Origin of the sequence: Paracoccus aerodenitrificans (genome assembly GCF_027913215.1) — a bacterium.
Classification (GTDB): domain Bacteria; phylum Pseudomonadota; class Alphaproteobacteria; order Rhodobacterales; family Rhodobacteraceae; genus Paracoccus; species Paracoccus aerodenitrificans.
The window spans coordinates 732,194-746,606 of sequence record NZ_CP115784.1 but is presented as its reverse complement, the minus strand read 5'-3'; the positions used below and the strand labels follow the sequence as shown (position 1 = coordinate 746,606).

The window sequence follows — 14,413 nt, the reverse complement described above, 5'->3', positions numbered from 1 at the left end:
GATTACGTGCGAACGGGCCGTTCAACAAACGCCCGTTTGCTGGACGGCAGCTGTAGCCGAATTCTCCCGATTGATTTTACGGCTCAATTTTGTCTGTTTACCGCGTCTGGAAATCAACGTATGAGTTCCTGTGAGCGGATCAGGTTGTCAGACGGTTTTTCATGCTCATTGGCTACGCACGTATTTCGACCGGGGATCAGAGCCTTGCCTTGCAGCATGACGCGCTGAGATCGGCAGGATGCGAGCGGATTTTCGAGGACAAAGCGAGCGGAGCCAAGACAGCAAGGCCTGGCCTGACCAGCGCCCTGGAACAACTGCGCGAGGGTGACACGCTGGTTGTTTGGCGGCTGGACCGGTTGGGGCGGTCCCTGAAGGATCTGATCGCCCGGGCCGAAGAGCTGAAGGAGATGGGCGTCGGGCTGAAGAGCCTTCAGGAATCCATCGACACCACGTCGAGCGGCGGCCAGCTGATCTTCCACATGTTCGGCGCTCTTGCCGAGTTTGAGCGCAACCTGATCCGGGAGCGCACCCTGGCTGGATTGACTGCAGCGCGGGCGCGCGGCCGCAAGGGCGGCCGCAAGAAAGCGCTGGACCGCAAGAAACGAGCCCATGCGGTGGACCTCTACCGCTCCCGCAAACACACGGTGCCGGAGATTTGCAGCCTGATGGGGATCTCACGGGCCACGCTCTATGCCTATGTCGCTGAGTTTGCCGATGGCAAATAGGGGCATCCGCATTCCGGCCGAGACGCTGCTGGCGCTGAGAACCCGGCTGGCCGGGTTGCCGCCCCGGTCAGCGGCGCGGCGGGAGGAGGTTGGCCGGATCGCGGGCCTTTTTGGCGTCAGCCCGTCCACGGTCTACCGCGCCCTGAAGTCCCTGCATCAGCCGAAGGGCTTGCGGCGGTCGGACCGCGGGAAACCGCGTGGCATCCAGGAACGTGATCTGGCGCGCTATTGCGAGATCATCGCCGCCTTGAAGATGCGCACGAGCAACAGGAAAGGGCGGCATCTTTCGACCACCCGGGCCATCGAGCTCCTGGAAGAGCATGGTGTCCAGACGCCGGAGGGCCATGTGCAGCCCCCGAAAGGCCTGTTGAAACGATCGACCGTGAACCGGTGGCTGAAAGATTGGGGATACGACCAGCCCCGCATGACCCGCGCGGCGCCGGCAGCCCGCTTTGAAGCCCGCCATTCCAACGCATGCTGGCAATTTGACATCAGCCCCTCGGATCTGAAGCATATTGCGCAGCCGGCTTGGCTGGACCCCAAGCGGGGACAGCCAACGATGATGCTTTACAGCGTGGTGGATGACCGCTCCGGCACATCCTATCAGGAGTACCGCTGCGTCTACGGCGAGGATGCGGAAAGCGCGCTGCGGTCCTGTTCAATGCAATGTCGCCCAAGGAGGATACGGAGTTCCAAGGCATTCCCGGGATGATCTATCTCGACAATGGCCCCGTCGCCAAGAGCTTGGTGTTTCAGACGGTGATGGAGCGGCTTGGGGTGGAATGGAAGACGCATATGCCCGCCGGCTCCGACGGGGCGCGGGTTACCGCCCGGTCGAAGGGCAAGGTAGAAAGACCTTTCCGGACGGTGAAGGAGGCCCATGAGACGCTCTATCATTTCCACGAACCGGAAACCGAGGCGGAGGCCAATCTCTGGCTGAGGAATTTCATCAACAAATATAATGACAAACCCCATCGCCGGGAACCGCACAGCCGGATCGAGGATTGGGTGGCCAATCTGCCAGAAACCGGTATTCGCGAGATGTGTTCCTGGGAACGCTTCTGCGCCTTTGCCCGGGAGCCCGAGCGCCGGAAGGTCGCAGCGGATGCGCGCGTTTCCATCGACGGGGCCTTCTACGAGGTTGATGGCGATCTCGCAGGCGAGGAGGTACTGCTGTGGTGGGGCCTTTTCGATCATGAGCTGTTCGTGGAATGGCAGGACAAGCGCTACGGCCCCTATCGGCCCGAGGGCGGGCCAATCCCCCTGCACCGGTATCGCAAGCGCAAATCTTCGCCCCGTGAAAAGCGCGCCGAGGCGGTAGCCAAACTGGCCGAGCAGATCAGCTTGCCGCGTGCCGCTCTTGGCGGGTCAGGTTTGGACGCGGCCCCGGCCGAGATTGTGCCGCTGCCCAAGGTCCGCTTCAGCGATCCGGACCCTTGGGGGCAGATTTCCTATGAGAATGCGCTGAGCGCACGGCGGGCCATTTCCTATCTGCTGGACCGGCCGCTTGCTGAACTCTCGCAGGAGGACCGTGCCTTCATCGGCGATCTGGTTGGCCGGACGCTCAACAAGGCCGAGATCGAGGCGGCAATCAAGCAGCGCTTCCGGCGCGAACAATGACAGGAAGGGGGCGGGTCTCATGCTCAGCAGACAGGTCATGAAACATTTCCGCATCGAGCGGCCGTGGAACCAGGCGGGGTATTTCGAGACCGAACGCCTGACCCAGTTCCGGGAGGACGTGATGGCCGCCATTATGGCCGGGCATCTGATCGCCATTTCCGGCCCTGTGGGGGTCGGCAAGACAGTGATGATCAACCGTCTTCAGGAACAGATCACGGCCGACAAGAAAATCATCGTGGCGCGCAGCCTCTCGGTGGACAAGCCGCGCGTGGTGCTGCCGGCCCTGATCACGGCGCTCTTTCTCGACATTAGCGGCGATCCGGACATGAAAGTTCCAACCCAGCCCGAGCGCCGGGAGCGGCTGCTTCAAGAGGCCGTGCGCAAGGCCAAAAAGCCGATTGCCCTCTTCATCGACGAAGCCCATGACCTGCACGGCAATACGCTTAACGGCTTGAAACGGCTGCGGGAAGTCATCGGCGCCGGGGGCGGCACCCTGTCCGTGGTGCTGGTTGGCCACCCGCGGCTCAGAAATGACCTGCGCCGCGCCACGATGGAGGAAGTCGGCCACCGGACGGTGAAGTTCGAATTCAGCAGCATCGGCGACGAACGCCGTGAATTCGTGTCCTGGCTTCTCGGACAATGCCTGGCCGAAGGGGTTGAGCCGCTGGACGTCTTTGAGGATGCGGCGCAGCAGTATCTTGCGGAGCGTCTTTCCACGCCCTTGCAGTTTGCCGAACACCTGAACCGGGCCTTTGCCGATGCCTACCGGATGGGCGCGGATCAGGTCACGCGCGAGATCGTAGAGGAAACCATTTCGGTCGGCTTTGACGATCTTGACGCCCGGCTGGCCCGGATCGGCTACAGCCCCAAGGCGCTGGCCGATCTGACCGACACCCGCCTTCCCGAAATCCGCCGCTTCCTCAAGGGCCAGCTGGATACAGACAGAACCGACGAACTCTCAACCCTCATGCGAAAAGCGGGGCTGCCGATATGAAACGCAATACCGAACTTTCCGACAGCGAAGAACGCAGGCTGGGAGAATTCCTTGGCCGGGTGCGCGGCGGCGCAATCCCGAATGTCGAAGCGCTCGACGGCTTCTTCGCGGCGCTGGCTTGTTGTCCGGATCTGGTCATGCCAAGCGAATACATGCCCGTCCTACAAAACGGCGCGACGGAAGACGGCGATCTGGTCTTTGAGGACATGGCGGAGGCCGAACTGTTTGTCGAACTGGTCAACCGGCACTGGAACCATGTGAACCACCAGCTCGATTCCGAGGAGGTATACCTGCCTCTCGTGCTGGAAGATGAGAATGGCAGATACCAGGCCAACGACTGGGCGCAGGGGTTCCTGCGCGGAACCGAGCTGCGGCGCGATATCTGGTTCCAGATCATGGAGGATGAAGCTGAAGGCGGTGCCATGGTGCCGATATGGGCACTCGCCTATGAACATCATGAAGACCCGGAAATGCGCCCCTTCGATGATCCTGTCACCGAGGGTCAACGGCAGGATCTGCTGGTTGGCGCCGCCGCAGGCGTCATGCGCATGCACCGGTATTTTTTGAAACAGCGCAATCTTTACACGCCGCCATCCGGGACATTCATCCGGTCAGGCGGCAAGACCGGCCGGAACGAGCCTTGCCCCTGCGGGTCCGGCAAGAAGTTCAAACAGTGCTGCGGGCGCCGTTCCATGCTGCATTAACTCGTTCGCACGTAATCCGGGTTTGGCCCGATGATTGCAGGCCGGTTGCAAATAATCCGGGCTCATTCGCAAATAATGCGGGTTCACCGCCCCGGATAAACGCAAGTAATCCGGGCCCAAAATCGCGATGATTGCAAGCCGAGATGATTATGTTTGCAGGTCGTTACACTTAAGTGCCATCAGTCTCTGGTTGCCAGGATCGAGAGTGGCGAGCGCCGGATTGATGTCGTTGAGTTGGTGGTTCTTGCCCGTGCGATCGGTGTTGTGCCTGCCATGATCCTGGATCAGGTCGCGGACGCGACGGAGCCAGATCATCGGATCTGACTTCATCTTCCCAAAAGTATCTACCGTGTGGTCTTGGTCAACGCCCTAGACTGACGTTAGCAAGGGCATCGAGCGTGGAGACACCAAATATCGGAACGCTCGATGCCCTTGCGGATTATACCGAGCTGCCGTTCATGCTTGGCGCGGCGAAGGTCCCTGCGCTTCTCGGCGACCTTCAGTCTCTCCGAATGACTGGGCACCGCTGCGATCATCTGGCCTTCCCTAAGCGGGAAGGCCCTCAGCTTTTCGAAAGCTTCATGAAGACCTTTGCTCAGCCTGGATAGCCGCTCTGGATGCTGGCGCCGAGTTTCGATCTGCATGACGCGGGGCGTCAAACGTAGCACGGTCCCTCGATCAGCGGATGGGCGGCGATGAAAGCCTCGTCGATCTCGACGCCGAGGCCGGGACCGTCCTTCGGCACGACGCAGCCCTGTGGGTCCAGATCGTAGGGCAGCCCGCAGACCTGGTCCCGGAACGGGTTGTGGTGCGCAAGGTCAGCCTCGAAGTAACCGGGGTTGTCCACCGCCGATAGCATGTGGATCGTTGCCACCATGTTGAGCCCTGTCGCCGAGGTGTGAGGATTGAAGGTCATCCGCCAGGCCGAGCACAGCGTGGCGATCCGGGCGCATTCGGTGATGCCACCCGCCTTCGAGAGGTCCGGCTGTGCATGGCGTACGGCGCCGTCTTCAATCAGGCGGGTGAACTCGAAGCGGGTGAAGTGGTTCTCGCCTGCCGCCAGGGGCACCCGCCCGCAGGATGTGGCTAGCTTGTAGTCGCGGTAGTCCTGCGGCGGGAAAGGCTCTTCCAGCCAGCCAACGCCTAGCTCCTCGTAGGCGGGCATCACCCGGCGCACGTCGTCGAGGCTGTAACCGGTGTTGGCATCGACAAGGATCTCGACGGCGTCCCCCACGGCCTCGCGCACCGCGCGCACCCGCACCACGTCAATTCCGGGCGCGTCGCCCACACGCAGCTTCAGCGCGCGGTAGCCCAAGGCGACATAGCTTGCCGCCTCCTCGGCAAGTGTCTCCGGCGCCTGCCAGCCCAGCGAGATGCCGCCCGCGTAGGCGGGCGTGGGCCTGTTACCGCCGCCCAGCATCCGATAAATCGGAAGCCCCGCCGCCTTGCCCCGGATGTCCCACAGCGCGATGTCGATTGCCGATAGCGCCATACAGGCAGCCGCGCCCATGCCGTGACTGGCCAGCTGCATCCGGTGCACCTTGCTCCAGACGCCATTGGAGTCGAGCGGATCGGCCCCCAGCACCAGGTCCTGCATGGTGGTGTCGATCAGCTTGGCAATGGCGCCGGGGCAGCGCCCGTGATGAGCCTCGCCCCAACCCGTGACGCCATCGTCGGTCGAGACTCGAACCAGCACAGCGTCGCGCTTCACGGCGCGGCCGATTCCGAGCCGGACGTTTTTCCCCTCGGGCACGCGGAACGAGACGGGGACGGCCTTGATTTCGGTGATACGCATTGTTTTTCCTGCTTCCTGCTTCCTGCTTCCTGCTTCCTGCAATCTCTGTTCGCCTGACGCGGCAGGGCCTGTCGCGTCAGGTCGGTACGCTCATCTGGCCCGGATCTCGGGGTTCACGAAATGCACTGGATCCTTCCCTGTCAGGACGCGACGCATCTCTTCGGCGGCACCGACGCTCATGGCCCGCATGCTGGTTGCGGTGATCGCGGCCACATGGGGCGAGAGCTGCAGGTTCGGGGCGGTCAGCACCTCGGCGTCCGGCGGCAGCGGGTGCGCGTCATGCACGTCGAGCGCGGCACCTGCCAGCCGCCCCTCGCGCAGCGCCGCGCAGAGTGCCGCCGTGTCGACGACCGGCCCGCGAGAGACGTTCACCAGCACCGAGCCGGGCTTCATCAACTCCAGCCGCCGGGCATCCACGAGGCCGCGCGTCGCGTCGGTGAGCGCGCAGGACAGCACCACGGCGTCGGCCTCGGTGAAGAGCCGGTCCAGGTCTGTCTCCTCGACCCCCTCAGGCATGTGCCCCTTGCGCCGCGACGCGCCCAGCACCCGCATCCCGAATCCCGCGCCGGCGATGCGGGCGACGTGGCGTCCGATGGCGCCGACCCCCACGATACCAAGCGTGCCGGAGCCGATCTCGGATGTGCTCGAAGCCGTGGCGCGGCTCGCGTCCCAGCCATCAGAGCGCAGCAGCGCGTCGAAGCGGGCAGCCGGACGTCGCAGGGTCAGCAGCGAGGCGAAAACGTATTCTGCCACCGAGGCCGTGTTGCTGCCCGGCACGTTCGCCACCGCCACGCCATGCTCGGTGGCACTGGCGACAGGGATGAAATCGAGTCCGACGCCATGGCGCACCATGCCGCGCAGGCGCGGGGCGTGGCTGACGATGTCATCGGGCAGCTGCGCGCGCACGATGATGCCGGTCGCCTCTGCCGCGAGTCCACGCAGCGTGGCAGCGGATGTGTCCGGCGCCACGACGATCCGACCGAGGCTGTCAAGGATCTTGAGGCCGTCGTCATGGATCGGATTGGTGAGAAGGATCACGTTGTCAGGCATCTGCTGGTACCTCGCTGCGGACTGGGTTGCGAAGCTGACCAAGCCCCTGGATGGCGGTGACCATCACGCTATCGGGCCGAAGCCAGGTGGGTGGCACCTGCACCGGCGCAACCCCGGCGGGGGTACCCGTGGCAATTACGGTGCCGGGCTCGAGCGCTGCCTCGCGGGACAGCCGCGAAATCAGCTCGGCCACGCCGAAGAGCAGGTCCGCCAGGCTGCCGTCCTGCCGGACGGTCCCGTCCACCGTCAACGTCACCCGCTGGCCCTGCGCCGGGTCGAAGCTGTCGGCGGTGGCCAGCCAGGGTCCCATCGGGCCGAAGGTGGCGAAGTTCTTGCCACGTTCAAAGCCGCCATCCGCACGTATGACCTCGCTGGCGCTCACGTCATTGAAGAGCGTGTATCCTGCAACATGGTCCAGCGCGGCGCCCAGCGAGACGGCCTCGGCGCGGCGACCGATGACCACCGCGAGTTCGGCCTCGTATGTGATGCCGCCGACGCCCGTCGGCAGGACGACCGGCGCGTCGGGCCCGATCACGGTCGAGGGGTTCTTCTCGAACAGCACGGGTGCCTCGGGTGGGGTCAGTCCGCGCTCCCGCAAGGCGCAGGCGTAGTTGTGCGCCGCCCCGACGATGCGCGGCGGCGTGGGGATCGGCGCCAGAAGGTGCAGGCATTCCCCCGTCAGCGGTCCGAGCGCCCCCGCATTGGGCCTCTCGTCCAGCCGTGCCGCGATGCGCTCCGCTATCGTCCCAAGCCCGTCTGTGATCATCGCCAGCAGATCGGGCGGCACCTCGCCGAGGCAGTCCGAAAGAGCGGGATGGGAGAGGTCGGCCAGCAGATCAGCGGTCCCTGGGCCACCGTCTGCGGCAGGCGCGTGCTGAAGCACCCCTGCCCGCACCCGGCCTCCCTCTTCGAAGGTCACGAACCGCATCAGGCCACCCGGTATTTCTTGATAATCTCGCGGTCGACTTCGATCCCGAGCCCCGGTCCGCCCGGCACGGCGACGATGCCGGCCTTCTGCACGATGGGCTCCGTCGCGAGGAAATCGCGGAATGGGTTCTCTTCCTGCTCAAACTCCAGCAGCACGGGCTGCGGCACGAGGCAGGGCGGCTGGTCCGGCAGGGAAGCCAAGAAATGGATCGTGGCGGCCAGCCCTACCGCCGAGCCCCAGGCGTGCGGCACGCACTCCACCCCATGCGCGCTGGCCAGTGCGGCGATCTTCTTGGATTCCGTCAGCCCGCCCGCCGCGCAGACGTCGGGCTGCACGATGTCCATTGCCTTGCGGACGATCTTGTCGCGGAAGCCAAAGCGCGTGAAATCGTTCTCTCCCCCGGCCACGGCAATGTCGAGCGCCCGCGTAACCTCGACATAGCCGTCCACGTCCTCGGGAGAGATCGGCTCTTCGAACCAGTCGATGTCGAACTCCTGCAGCCTGCGCCCGATGCGGATGGCGTTGGGCACCGAATAGCAGTGGTTGGCATCCACCATCAGACGGATGTCCGTGCCGATTGCCTCGCGCACCGCCGCCACCCGGTCGATGTCCTTCTGCAGTGAACCGAGGCCGATCTTCATCTTGATCGCCCTGAACCCCTCGTTGACAAATTTCTGTGCCTCTTCCACGGCCTCCTCGGTCACGCGGTCCATGTCGATGAAGTAAAGTCCAGTGGCATAGGCCTGAACTTCGGTCCGGAAGGCGCCGCCGATCAGCTTGTGTACCGGCTTGCCGGTGGCCTTGCCGATGATGTCCCACAACGCGATATCGATACCGCTGATCGCGGCGATTGCCATGCCGGTCTGGCCGTAATCCTTGATGCGGTTGTACAGATGCTCCCAGATCACCTCGACGTCGAACGGATCCCGGCCGATGATCTGCCCCGCCAGCTGGCTTTCGATGAAGGCGCGTGCCACCGCGGAAGGGCCGTAGCATTCCCCCCAGCCGACGATACCGTCCTCTGTCTCGATCTCGACCAGACAGGTGTTTCGAGTCTTGTAGAGCCAGCCACGCGAAGACGTGAACGGACGCGCGACGGGGGCGCTGAGGTGGTGGCAAGTGACGGACTTAATCTTCATGGTCTCTCCTGGGTTCGAGGGATTGGGGTTCGGGCGCTGCACTCGGAGTGCGGCGGCGGAACAGTCGGGTGAGCGAAGGGCCGATCAGGATCGCGATGGCCAGCGTCACGAGCACGACCGAGACAGGCCGCGTGAGGAAGGTAGTCCAGTCGCCGCCGCTGATGACGAGCGCGCGCCGCGTCTCGGATTCCAGCAGTGGCCCGAGGATCACTCCAATCACCATTGGGTAGACCGGGATCGCCCCGAGCGTGGCGATGAAGCCGAAGATGCCGAGGCCGAGCATGATCACGACGTCGAACCAGCTGTTGGCGAGCGAGTAGGTCCCGACAACGGCCAGCACGAACAGTGCCGGCGCCAGCAGATGCCGCGGCACGTCGAGCACCCGGACGAACAGCCGGAAGCCGATGGCGCCCACGATGATGATCGCCATGTTGGCCAGCAGCACCGCCGCAAGAATGTTCCAGACGATGTCGCCGCTGGTCTCGAACAGACGCGGGCCCGGTTGCAGCCCGTGGATCATCAGCCCGCCCAGCAGCATGGCGGTCACCGTGTCACCCGGGATGCCCAGCGTTAGCAGCGGGATCAGCGCGCCGCCGGTCACCCCGTTGTTCGCGCTCTCCGAAGCGACGACCCCCTCGGGCTCGCCCTTGCCGAAGTTGGCCCGGTGCTTCGAGAACCGCTTGGCCTGGTCATAAGCTATGAGCGCGCCGACGCTGCCGCCGAGCGCAGGGATGATCCCCGTGGCCACGCCGATCACCGCTGAGCGGATCATGTTGACCCCCTGCCCGAAGAAGCTGCGCAGGCCGGGAAACATGCCCCTGAGCGACTTCGGCGCCTCAGCATGGGCTTCGCGCTGGAACAGCGTCATCATCAGTTCGGGTATGACCAGCAAGCCGATCAGCGCCGGCATGATGCCGATGCCGCGGGTGAGTTGCAAGCTGTCGAAGGTCCAGCGTCCCTCGCCGGTGATCTGGTCGAAACCAACCACCGACAGGCCGATGCCGATGATCGTGGCCAGCACGCCCTTGACCAACGGTGCCGCCACCACCGACGAGATGATGGCAAGGCCGAGGAAGGCGACGGCGGCGTATTCCGCCGAGCCCAGCTTCAGTGCGAGCCGCGCCAGCGCAGGCGCCAGACTGACCAGCGCGACCCAGGCCACGAAACCCCCTACGACCGAGGCGACCAGCGCCCAGCCATAGGCCTCGACCGCGCGTCCGTTGCGGGTCATCGGGTAGCCGTCGATGGTGGTCACCACCGCCGAGGGAGTGCCGGGTATGTTGATGAGAATGGCCGGGATCGCCCCACCCGCCATTGATCCGCAGTAGAGCGCGATCATCATACTGATGGCCACGTCCGGCGGCAGCGGGAAGGTCAGCGGGATGAACAGCGCAACGCCCATCGTCGCTGTGAGGCCCGGGGTCGCGCCGAAGACAAAGCCGACGAGGACACCGACGAGGATCAGCGCGAGCGACAGCGGGCTGGAAAATTCGTTGCCGAAGGCAATTGCAAGGTTGTTCAGGATGTCCATTGGATCACCGCAGCGGAACTTTGAGGACGTAGGTGAAGAGCAGCCAGACGGCGACCGAGAACACAATTCCGGTCAGCGCGATGACCCCGTAGCCCTTCGTGCTCCGCGCCGCCGGCGGCGCGAGGATCGCGCCGACCAGCGCGAAGAACACGAACGAGATCAGCGGGAACGGCAGCGGCCGCCAGGCAAAAACATAGACCGCCAGCAGCACCATGATGCCACCTCCGACCACCAGCACCTGCCGCAGCGGCGCGACCTCTGGCTCGATCTCGACACCAGGCTTCATTCCCCGACGCCATTTCAGGATGTCCGAGGCAAGCGACAGCACGGACAGGGCCGCGACGGTGACCACGACGAATTGCGGCAGCGTGCCGGACTGCAGCCCGCCCTTCGGCCCAAGTCCGGGCAGCTCGAACGCGGGTCCGGCAAGAACCAGCGAGAGCCCGATCAGGAACAGGCAGGTCACGACGCTCGCGAAGAGATTCAGGTGCGGCATGATGATGCACGTCCTCCTCTTGCCCGCGCCCCGGCACGCAGCCGGGAACGCGGGTCTTTGACAAAGTTACGGGTGAGGCGGGGTCAGTCGGTAAAGACCTGCTGGGCGACTTCAGCAATGGCGTTCGACACGCCCGTCACCTCCTCGTCCAGTGCGTCGCCGCGGATCGGGTCGATGACAAAGCCGTTCTTGTCCGCGAACTCGCGGAACTGGTCGCTGGTCAGCGCCGCCTCGAAGGCGTCGGCCAGCGTCTCCTCGACCTCCGGGGCAAGCCCCGCCGGCGCCTGGATGTAGGCCATCTGGACCACGGGGCCGTAGGGGAAGACGTCGACGCCTTCCTCGGCGAAGGTCGGTACGTCGGGCAATACCTCGAGCCGTTCGTCCGAGAAGGCCCCCAGCGCCTTGAGATCGCCGTTGCTGATCTGCTCGATGGTCTCAGAGGGCTTGAGCACCCCCGCCGCAATCTGGTTGCCCATCAGCTCGGCGATGACCCTCGAGCCGCCCGGGAACGGCACATGACGATAGTCGACGCCGGCGCCCTGCGCGGTCATCGCAGCGAAGATGTGGTTGAGGTTGTTGGTCCCCGGCGTGCCGATGGTCACATCCCCGGGGTTTTCCTTCATGTACTCGAGGAACTGCGCCAGCGTATCAATCTCGCTGCTGCCGGGTATCACCAGGATCAGCGGATCGACCGAAACGCGGATGACATTGGTGAAATCATCGTTGCTGAGCGGGGCCTTGCCCTGCGCCATGATCGCGAGCGTCGAACTGGTGCCATTGCCAATGGTATAGCCGTCCGGCTGCGAGACAGCGACATCCCCCATGCCGACGGCACCGGTGCCTCCCGGCAGGTTCTCGATAACCACCGACACGCCCTGCTCCTCCAGCAGCGGCTGCAGGTATCGGGCCATGATGTCGTTCGATCCGCCAGCGTTCCACGGAATCACCCAGCGCACCTCCTTGGACGGGTAGTCCTGCGCGACAGCCGGAACAGCCCCCACTGTCGCAGCCGTGGTCACCAGCACGGTTCTCAGAATCGTCTTATACAACATACTTCTCCTCCTCGTTGTTCGTTATAACAAACATGTTGTAATTGGTTTGTCAAACCTCTCTCTATTGGCTACGCTGTCTCACTCACGAAACCTTCCGATAGTGTTCATGTCCAAATCCTTCGCCAAACTCGACCACGCTCCTCTCTGGACGAAGGTTCGCCACCAAATAAAGCAGGCGCTGCTGGCCGGCCGTTTCGAGCCGGGCGAGATCCTGACGCTGCGTGCCCTGTCGGAGATGTTCGGCACTTCGGTCACTCCGATACGCGACGCGGTGACCCATCTTGTCGCGCAAGGAATTCTCGAGGCCGGCCCGCGCAATGCGGCAATGGTGCCGGACGTCTCTGCCGACCAGCTGCGCGAGATCCTTCTGGTGCGCACCGAACTTGAGGGCCGCGCGGCGCGCGATGCCGCGACCCGCGCCGACCCGCAGATGGTCGCCAGGCTGGTGGAACAGCTCGACGTCATGCGGCGGCTGATCCGCGCCCGCGACATGGACAGCTACCTTGACGAGCACCGCAAGTTTCACTTCATGATATACCGTAGCGCGGGGGTGTCGCTGCTCAACGAGCTGATCGAGAACCTCTGGCTGCGCACCGGCCCGGTGCTGACTTATGTGGTGCCCGACTACGTCACGTCGCGGCGCGGATCCGACCACCACGCGCGCATCGTCGAGGCCATCGCTGCCGCAGACGCTGATACGGCCGAGGCCGAGATTGTCGCCGACATTGTAGAAGCGGCAAATTACCTGATGACCTGCGCCGGCGAGGACGGACGCATCCGCCGCCCGAGCCGCATTGATACCGAAAAGTAGCGCGGCATCCCTGTTCTCACGGGGGCCGCGTAGGCGCCGTCAGGCCACCGCTGGCCATGTGCTGCAACCCCAGCACTTTTCCTGACATCTTACGCGAGGCCAACCGCAACCTTTTGTTCCCGGCGCGCCCGTGCCGGGACTGAACACCTAGTAACAGTTGTTGTCCACGATCCTAATCCGACTGTATGGCTCCTACGAACGGCAGAAAAGTCCCGCAGACCGGACATAAACTCCCTGCCAGAACCCATGCGCCAAAAACGGTCCTTTTTGATAGCGTGACAACTGCACTGTCCGCGCCGAGGCCTGCATTCACCGCTGAAAGCGGTTTCCTACCCCTACTATCACTACCTGAAAGTTGTCTGAAATGACCGCCTGTGACTGGCCCCTGCACCATCCTCACCGTCATCACATATTTATCTTCCGAAACAATATGATGAATGTTATCCCCGAAGATGCAGGTATCGTCTGTCTGGCATCGACAGACGAGATCAATCGTCCGTGCTGGGAACCCAGTGGCCGATGACCTGCAAAGAACAGCAGGCATTTGCCGAAGCATATGGCCATATCTATTTGCGGAGAACCTCGTATGGCGTCAGAGGAACTGAATAAAATCCCGTGCTGGCTGCAAAATACGGGACTGTTGCATTGTTTAGGTGATGCCGGTTTGGGGCGATGTAGTTTCCCGGATCATGCGTCGGCAAATAACTGGCTGATGAATTTCATCTCCCCTCGAACGCCTGGTTGCTTGTGATGGATGTTGCCGCGTTTGATAGTTCTGGTCGTCTCAATCCCGCTCAGGGTAGCTTTGGCTGATCGCAAGGACCGAAAGCTTTGCCGGTAGCCGAGAAGCCGTTTCATGGCTGCATGATCGCTCTCGATGAGATTGTTGCGCCACTTTCTGTCGATGTGTCGGATGCTGTCAAAATGTGGATCATAGCGATGATTGATTTCGCGAATGTCGCGTCGGTAGGTCTGCGCTTTGTCGGTCACAATTGTCACAGGCCGGTGCAGTCGCACACGCTCGATCGCGTTGTTCAGAAAAGCTTTAGCGGCTTTCGCGTCCCGTCGTGCGGTAAGGCGAAAATCGACCATCTGACCGTTCGCGTCGACAGCCCGCCACAGGTAGCGCCACTTGCCGCCCACCCGCACATAGGTCTCATCAACGTGCCAATCGACGCTGGCCCGGCGCAAAAGCTTCTCCGCTCGTTTGGTCAATTCAGTTCCGAATTTCTGAACCCAGCGATATACCGTCGATCGATCAATAGTGATCCCGCGCTCTGCGAGCAGATCCACCACGTCTTGGTAGGACAGTGGGTAGCGCAGATACCACCGCACCGCGCAAAGGATGATGTCGCGCGGAAAACGGTGATGCTTGAACGGGGAACTGCGTGGCATGCTCAACCTCAAAAGCCCAAAACTGGCCGACGCCGACCATTAACGCAACAGTCCCGCTTGATCAGCTTATTCCAGAGCCAGATGACCAGCCCGCCGACTTCCAGGTACACTTAATCCGAGGTCAACCGACTGTCGGGCGAAGGGGCAGCACATTCTCCTTCGCACGCACCATG

14 protein-coding genes and 1 pseudogene are annotated in these 14,413 nt (G+C 63.2%); 7 read left to right on the top strand and 8 right to left on the bottom strand.

All coding sequences use genetic code 11. The features are described from left to right. The first annotated feature begins 161 nt into the window (after positions 1-161). The 6 genes and pseudogenes from PAE61_RS05030 to PAE61_RS05005 all read left to right on the top strand — a co-directional run bounded on the left by PAE61_RS05030 (position 162) and on the right by PAE61_RS05005 (position 4,651). A complete protein-coding gene (locus PAE61_RS05030) occupies positions 162-725 on the top strand; it encodes a recombinase family protein (RefSeq protein WP_054540556.1) in 564 nt (187 codons plus the stop codon). Positions 726-735: 10 nt separating this feature from the next. Beyond that, positions 736-2,345: pseudogene (locus tag PAE61_RS05025) on the top strand (transposase family protein). 37 nt (positions 2,346-2,382) lie between these two features. Continuing rightward, positions 2,383-3,339 (top strand): ExeA family protein, encoded by a 957-nt coding sequence (locus tag PAE61_RS05020; RefSeq protein ID WP_271112151.1) that lies wholly within the window; start codon positions 2,383-2,385, stop codon positions 3,337-3,339. Continuing rightward, positions 3,336-4,043 carry a UPF0149 family protein gene (locus PAE61_RS05015; protein ID WP_054540558.1) on the top strand — a complete coding sequence of 236 codons (708 nt, stop codon included), beginning with the start codon at positions 3,336-3,338 and terminating at the stop codon, positions 4,041-4,043. The genes PAE61_RS05020 and PAE61_RS05015 overlap by 4 nt, the downstream gene beginning before the upstream one ends. A gap of 153 nt (positions 4,044-4,196) precedes the next feature. Then, a complete protein-coding gene (locus PAE61_RS05010) occupies positions 4,197-4,367 on the top strand; it encodes a helix-turn-helix domain-containing protein (protein WP_271114279.1) in 171 nt (56 codons plus the stop codon). Between the two features lie 74 nt (positions 4,368-4,441). After that, positions 4,442-4,651, top strand: coding sequence for a hypothetical protein (locus PAE61_RS05005; protein ID WP_271114278.1), 210 nt, complete (start codon positions 4,442-4,444; stop codon positions 4,649-4,651). 47 nt (positions 4,652-4,698) lie between these two features. Here the strand turns inward: PAE61_RS05005 and PAE61_RS05000 are convergent, their stop codons facing one another. The 7 genes from PAE61_RS05000 to PAE61_RS04970 form a co-directional block, all read right to left on the bottom strand. Next, the gene (locus tag PAE61_RS05000) at positions 4,699-5,838 is read right to left on the bottom strand and encodes a mandelate racemase/muconate lactonizing enzyme family protein (protein ID WP_271114277.1); all 1,140 of its coding nucleotides are present in this window, start codon (positions 5,836-5,838) and stop codon (positions 4,699-4,701) included. Positions 5,839-5,928: 90 nt separating this feature from the next. Beyond that, positions 5,929-6,888: an NAD(P)-dependent oxidoreductase gene (locus PAE61_RS04995; RefSeq protein WP_271114276.1), complete on the bottom strand. Its 960-nt coding sequence runs from the start codon at positions 6,886-6,888 to the stop codon at positions 5,929-5,931. After that, on the bottom strand, positions 6,881-7,816 hold the full coding sequence (locus PAE61_RS04990; protein WP_271114275.1) for a fumarylacetoacetate hydrolase family protein: 936 nt from the start codon (positions 7,814-7,816) through the stop codon (positions 6,881-6,883). The genes PAE61_RS04995 and PAE61_RS04990 overlap by 8 nt, the downstream gene beginning before the upstream one ends. Then, positions 7,816-8,955 carry a mandelate racemase/muconate lactonizing enzyme family protein gene (locus PAE61_RS04985; protein WP_271114274.1) on the bottom strand — a complete coding sequence of 380 codons (1,140 nt, stop codon included), beginning with the start codon at positions 8,953-8,955 and terminating at the stop codon, positions 7,816-7,818. Before PAE61_RS04985 ends, PAE61_RS04990 begins: the two co-directional genes overlap by 1 nt. Continuing rightward, complete coding sequence (locus tag PAE61_RS04980; RefSeq protein WP_271114273.1) at positions 8,945-10,486, bottom strand: tripartite tricarboxylate transporter permease; 1,542 nt, start codon at positions 10,484-10,486, stop codon at positions 8,945-8,947. The genes PAE61_RS04985 and PAE61_RS04980 overlap by 11 nt, the downstream gene beginning before the upstream one ends. A 4-nt stretch (positions 10,487-10,490) precedes the next feature. After that, positions 10,491-10,982 carry a tripartite tricarboxylate transporter TctB family protein gene (locus PAE61_RS04975; protein ID WP_271114272.1) on the bottom strand — a complete coding sequence of 164 codons (492 nt, stop codon included), beginning with the start codon at positions 10,980-10,982 and terminating at the stop codon, positions 10,491-10,493. An 83-nt stretch (positions 10,983-11,065) separates the two neighbouring features. Further along, complete coding sequence (locus PAE61_RS04970; RefSeq protein WP_271114271.1) at positions 11,066-12,034, bottom strand: Bug family tripartite tricarboxylate transporter substrate binding protein; 969 nt, start codon at positions 12,032-12,034, stop codon at positions 11,066-11,068. Between the two features lie 106 nt (positions 12,035-12,140). Between PAE61_RS04970 and PAE61_RS04965 the strand changes: the two genes are divergently transcribed. After that, positions 12,141-12,845, top strand: a complete 705-nt coding sequence (locus PAE61_RS04965; RefSeq protein WP_271114270.1) for a GntR family transcriptional regulator — start codon at positions 12,141-12,143, stop codon at positions 12,843-12,845. Positions 12,846-13,532: 687 nt separating this feature from the next. Here the strand turns inward: PAE61_RS04965 and PAE61_RS04960 are convergent. Continuing rightward, a complete protein-coding gene (locus PAE61_RS04960) occupies positions 13,533-14,240 on the bottom strand; it encodes an IS6 family transposase (RefSeq protein WP_271114269.1) in 708 nt (235 codons plus the stop codon). Between the last annotated feature and the right edge of the window lie 173 nt (positions 14,241-14,413).

Coding starts and splice junctions, on each gene's coding strand:
- PAE61_RS05030 (WP_054540556.1), top strand. CDS start 162: ATGCTCATTGGCTACGCACGTATTTCGACCGGGGATCAGAGCCTTGCC.
- PAE61_RS05020 (WP_271112151.1), top strand. CDS start 2,383: ATGAAACATTTCCGCATCGAGCGGCCGTGGAACCAGGCGGGGTATTTC.
- PAE61_RS05015 (WP_054540558.1), top strand. CDS start 3,336: ATGAAACGCAATACCGAACTTTCCGACAGCGAAGAACGCAGGCTGGGA.
- PAE61_RS05000 (WP_271114277.1), bottom strand. CDS start 5,838: ATGCGTATCACCGAAATCAAGGCCGTCCCCGTCTCGTTCCGCGTGCCC.
- PAE61_RS04995 (WP_271114276.1), bottom strand. CDS start 6,888: ATGCCTGACAACGTGATCCTTCTCACCAATCCGATCCATGACGACGGC.
- PAE61_RS04990 (WP_271114275.1), bottom strand. CDS start 7,816: ATGCGGTTCGTGACCTTCGAAGAGGGAGGCCGGGTGCGGGCAGGGGTG.
- PAE61_RS04985 (WP_271114274.1), bottom strand. CDS start 8,955: ATGAAGATTAAGTCCGTCACTTGCCACCACCTCAGCGCCCCCGTCGCG.
- PAE61_RS04980 (WP_271114273.1), bottom strand. CDS start 10,486: ATGGACATCCTGAACAACCTTGCAATTGCCTTCGGCAACGAATTTTCC.
- PAE61_RS04975 (WP_271114272.1), bottom strand. CDS start 10,982: ATGCCGCACCTGAATCTCTTCGCGAGCGTCGTGACCTGCCTGTTCCTG.
- PAE61_RS04970 (WP_271114271.1), bottom strand. CDS start 12,034: ATGTTGTATAAGACGATTCTGAGAACCGTGCTGGTGACCACGGCTGCG.
- PAE61_RS04965 (WP_271114270.1), top strand. CDS start 12,141: ATGTCCAAATCCTTCGCCAAACTCGACCACGCTCCTCTCTGGACGAAG.
- PAE61_RS04960 (WP_271114269.1), bottom strand. CDS start 14,240: ATGCCACGCAGTTCCCCGTTCAAGCATCACCGTTTTCCGCGCGACATC.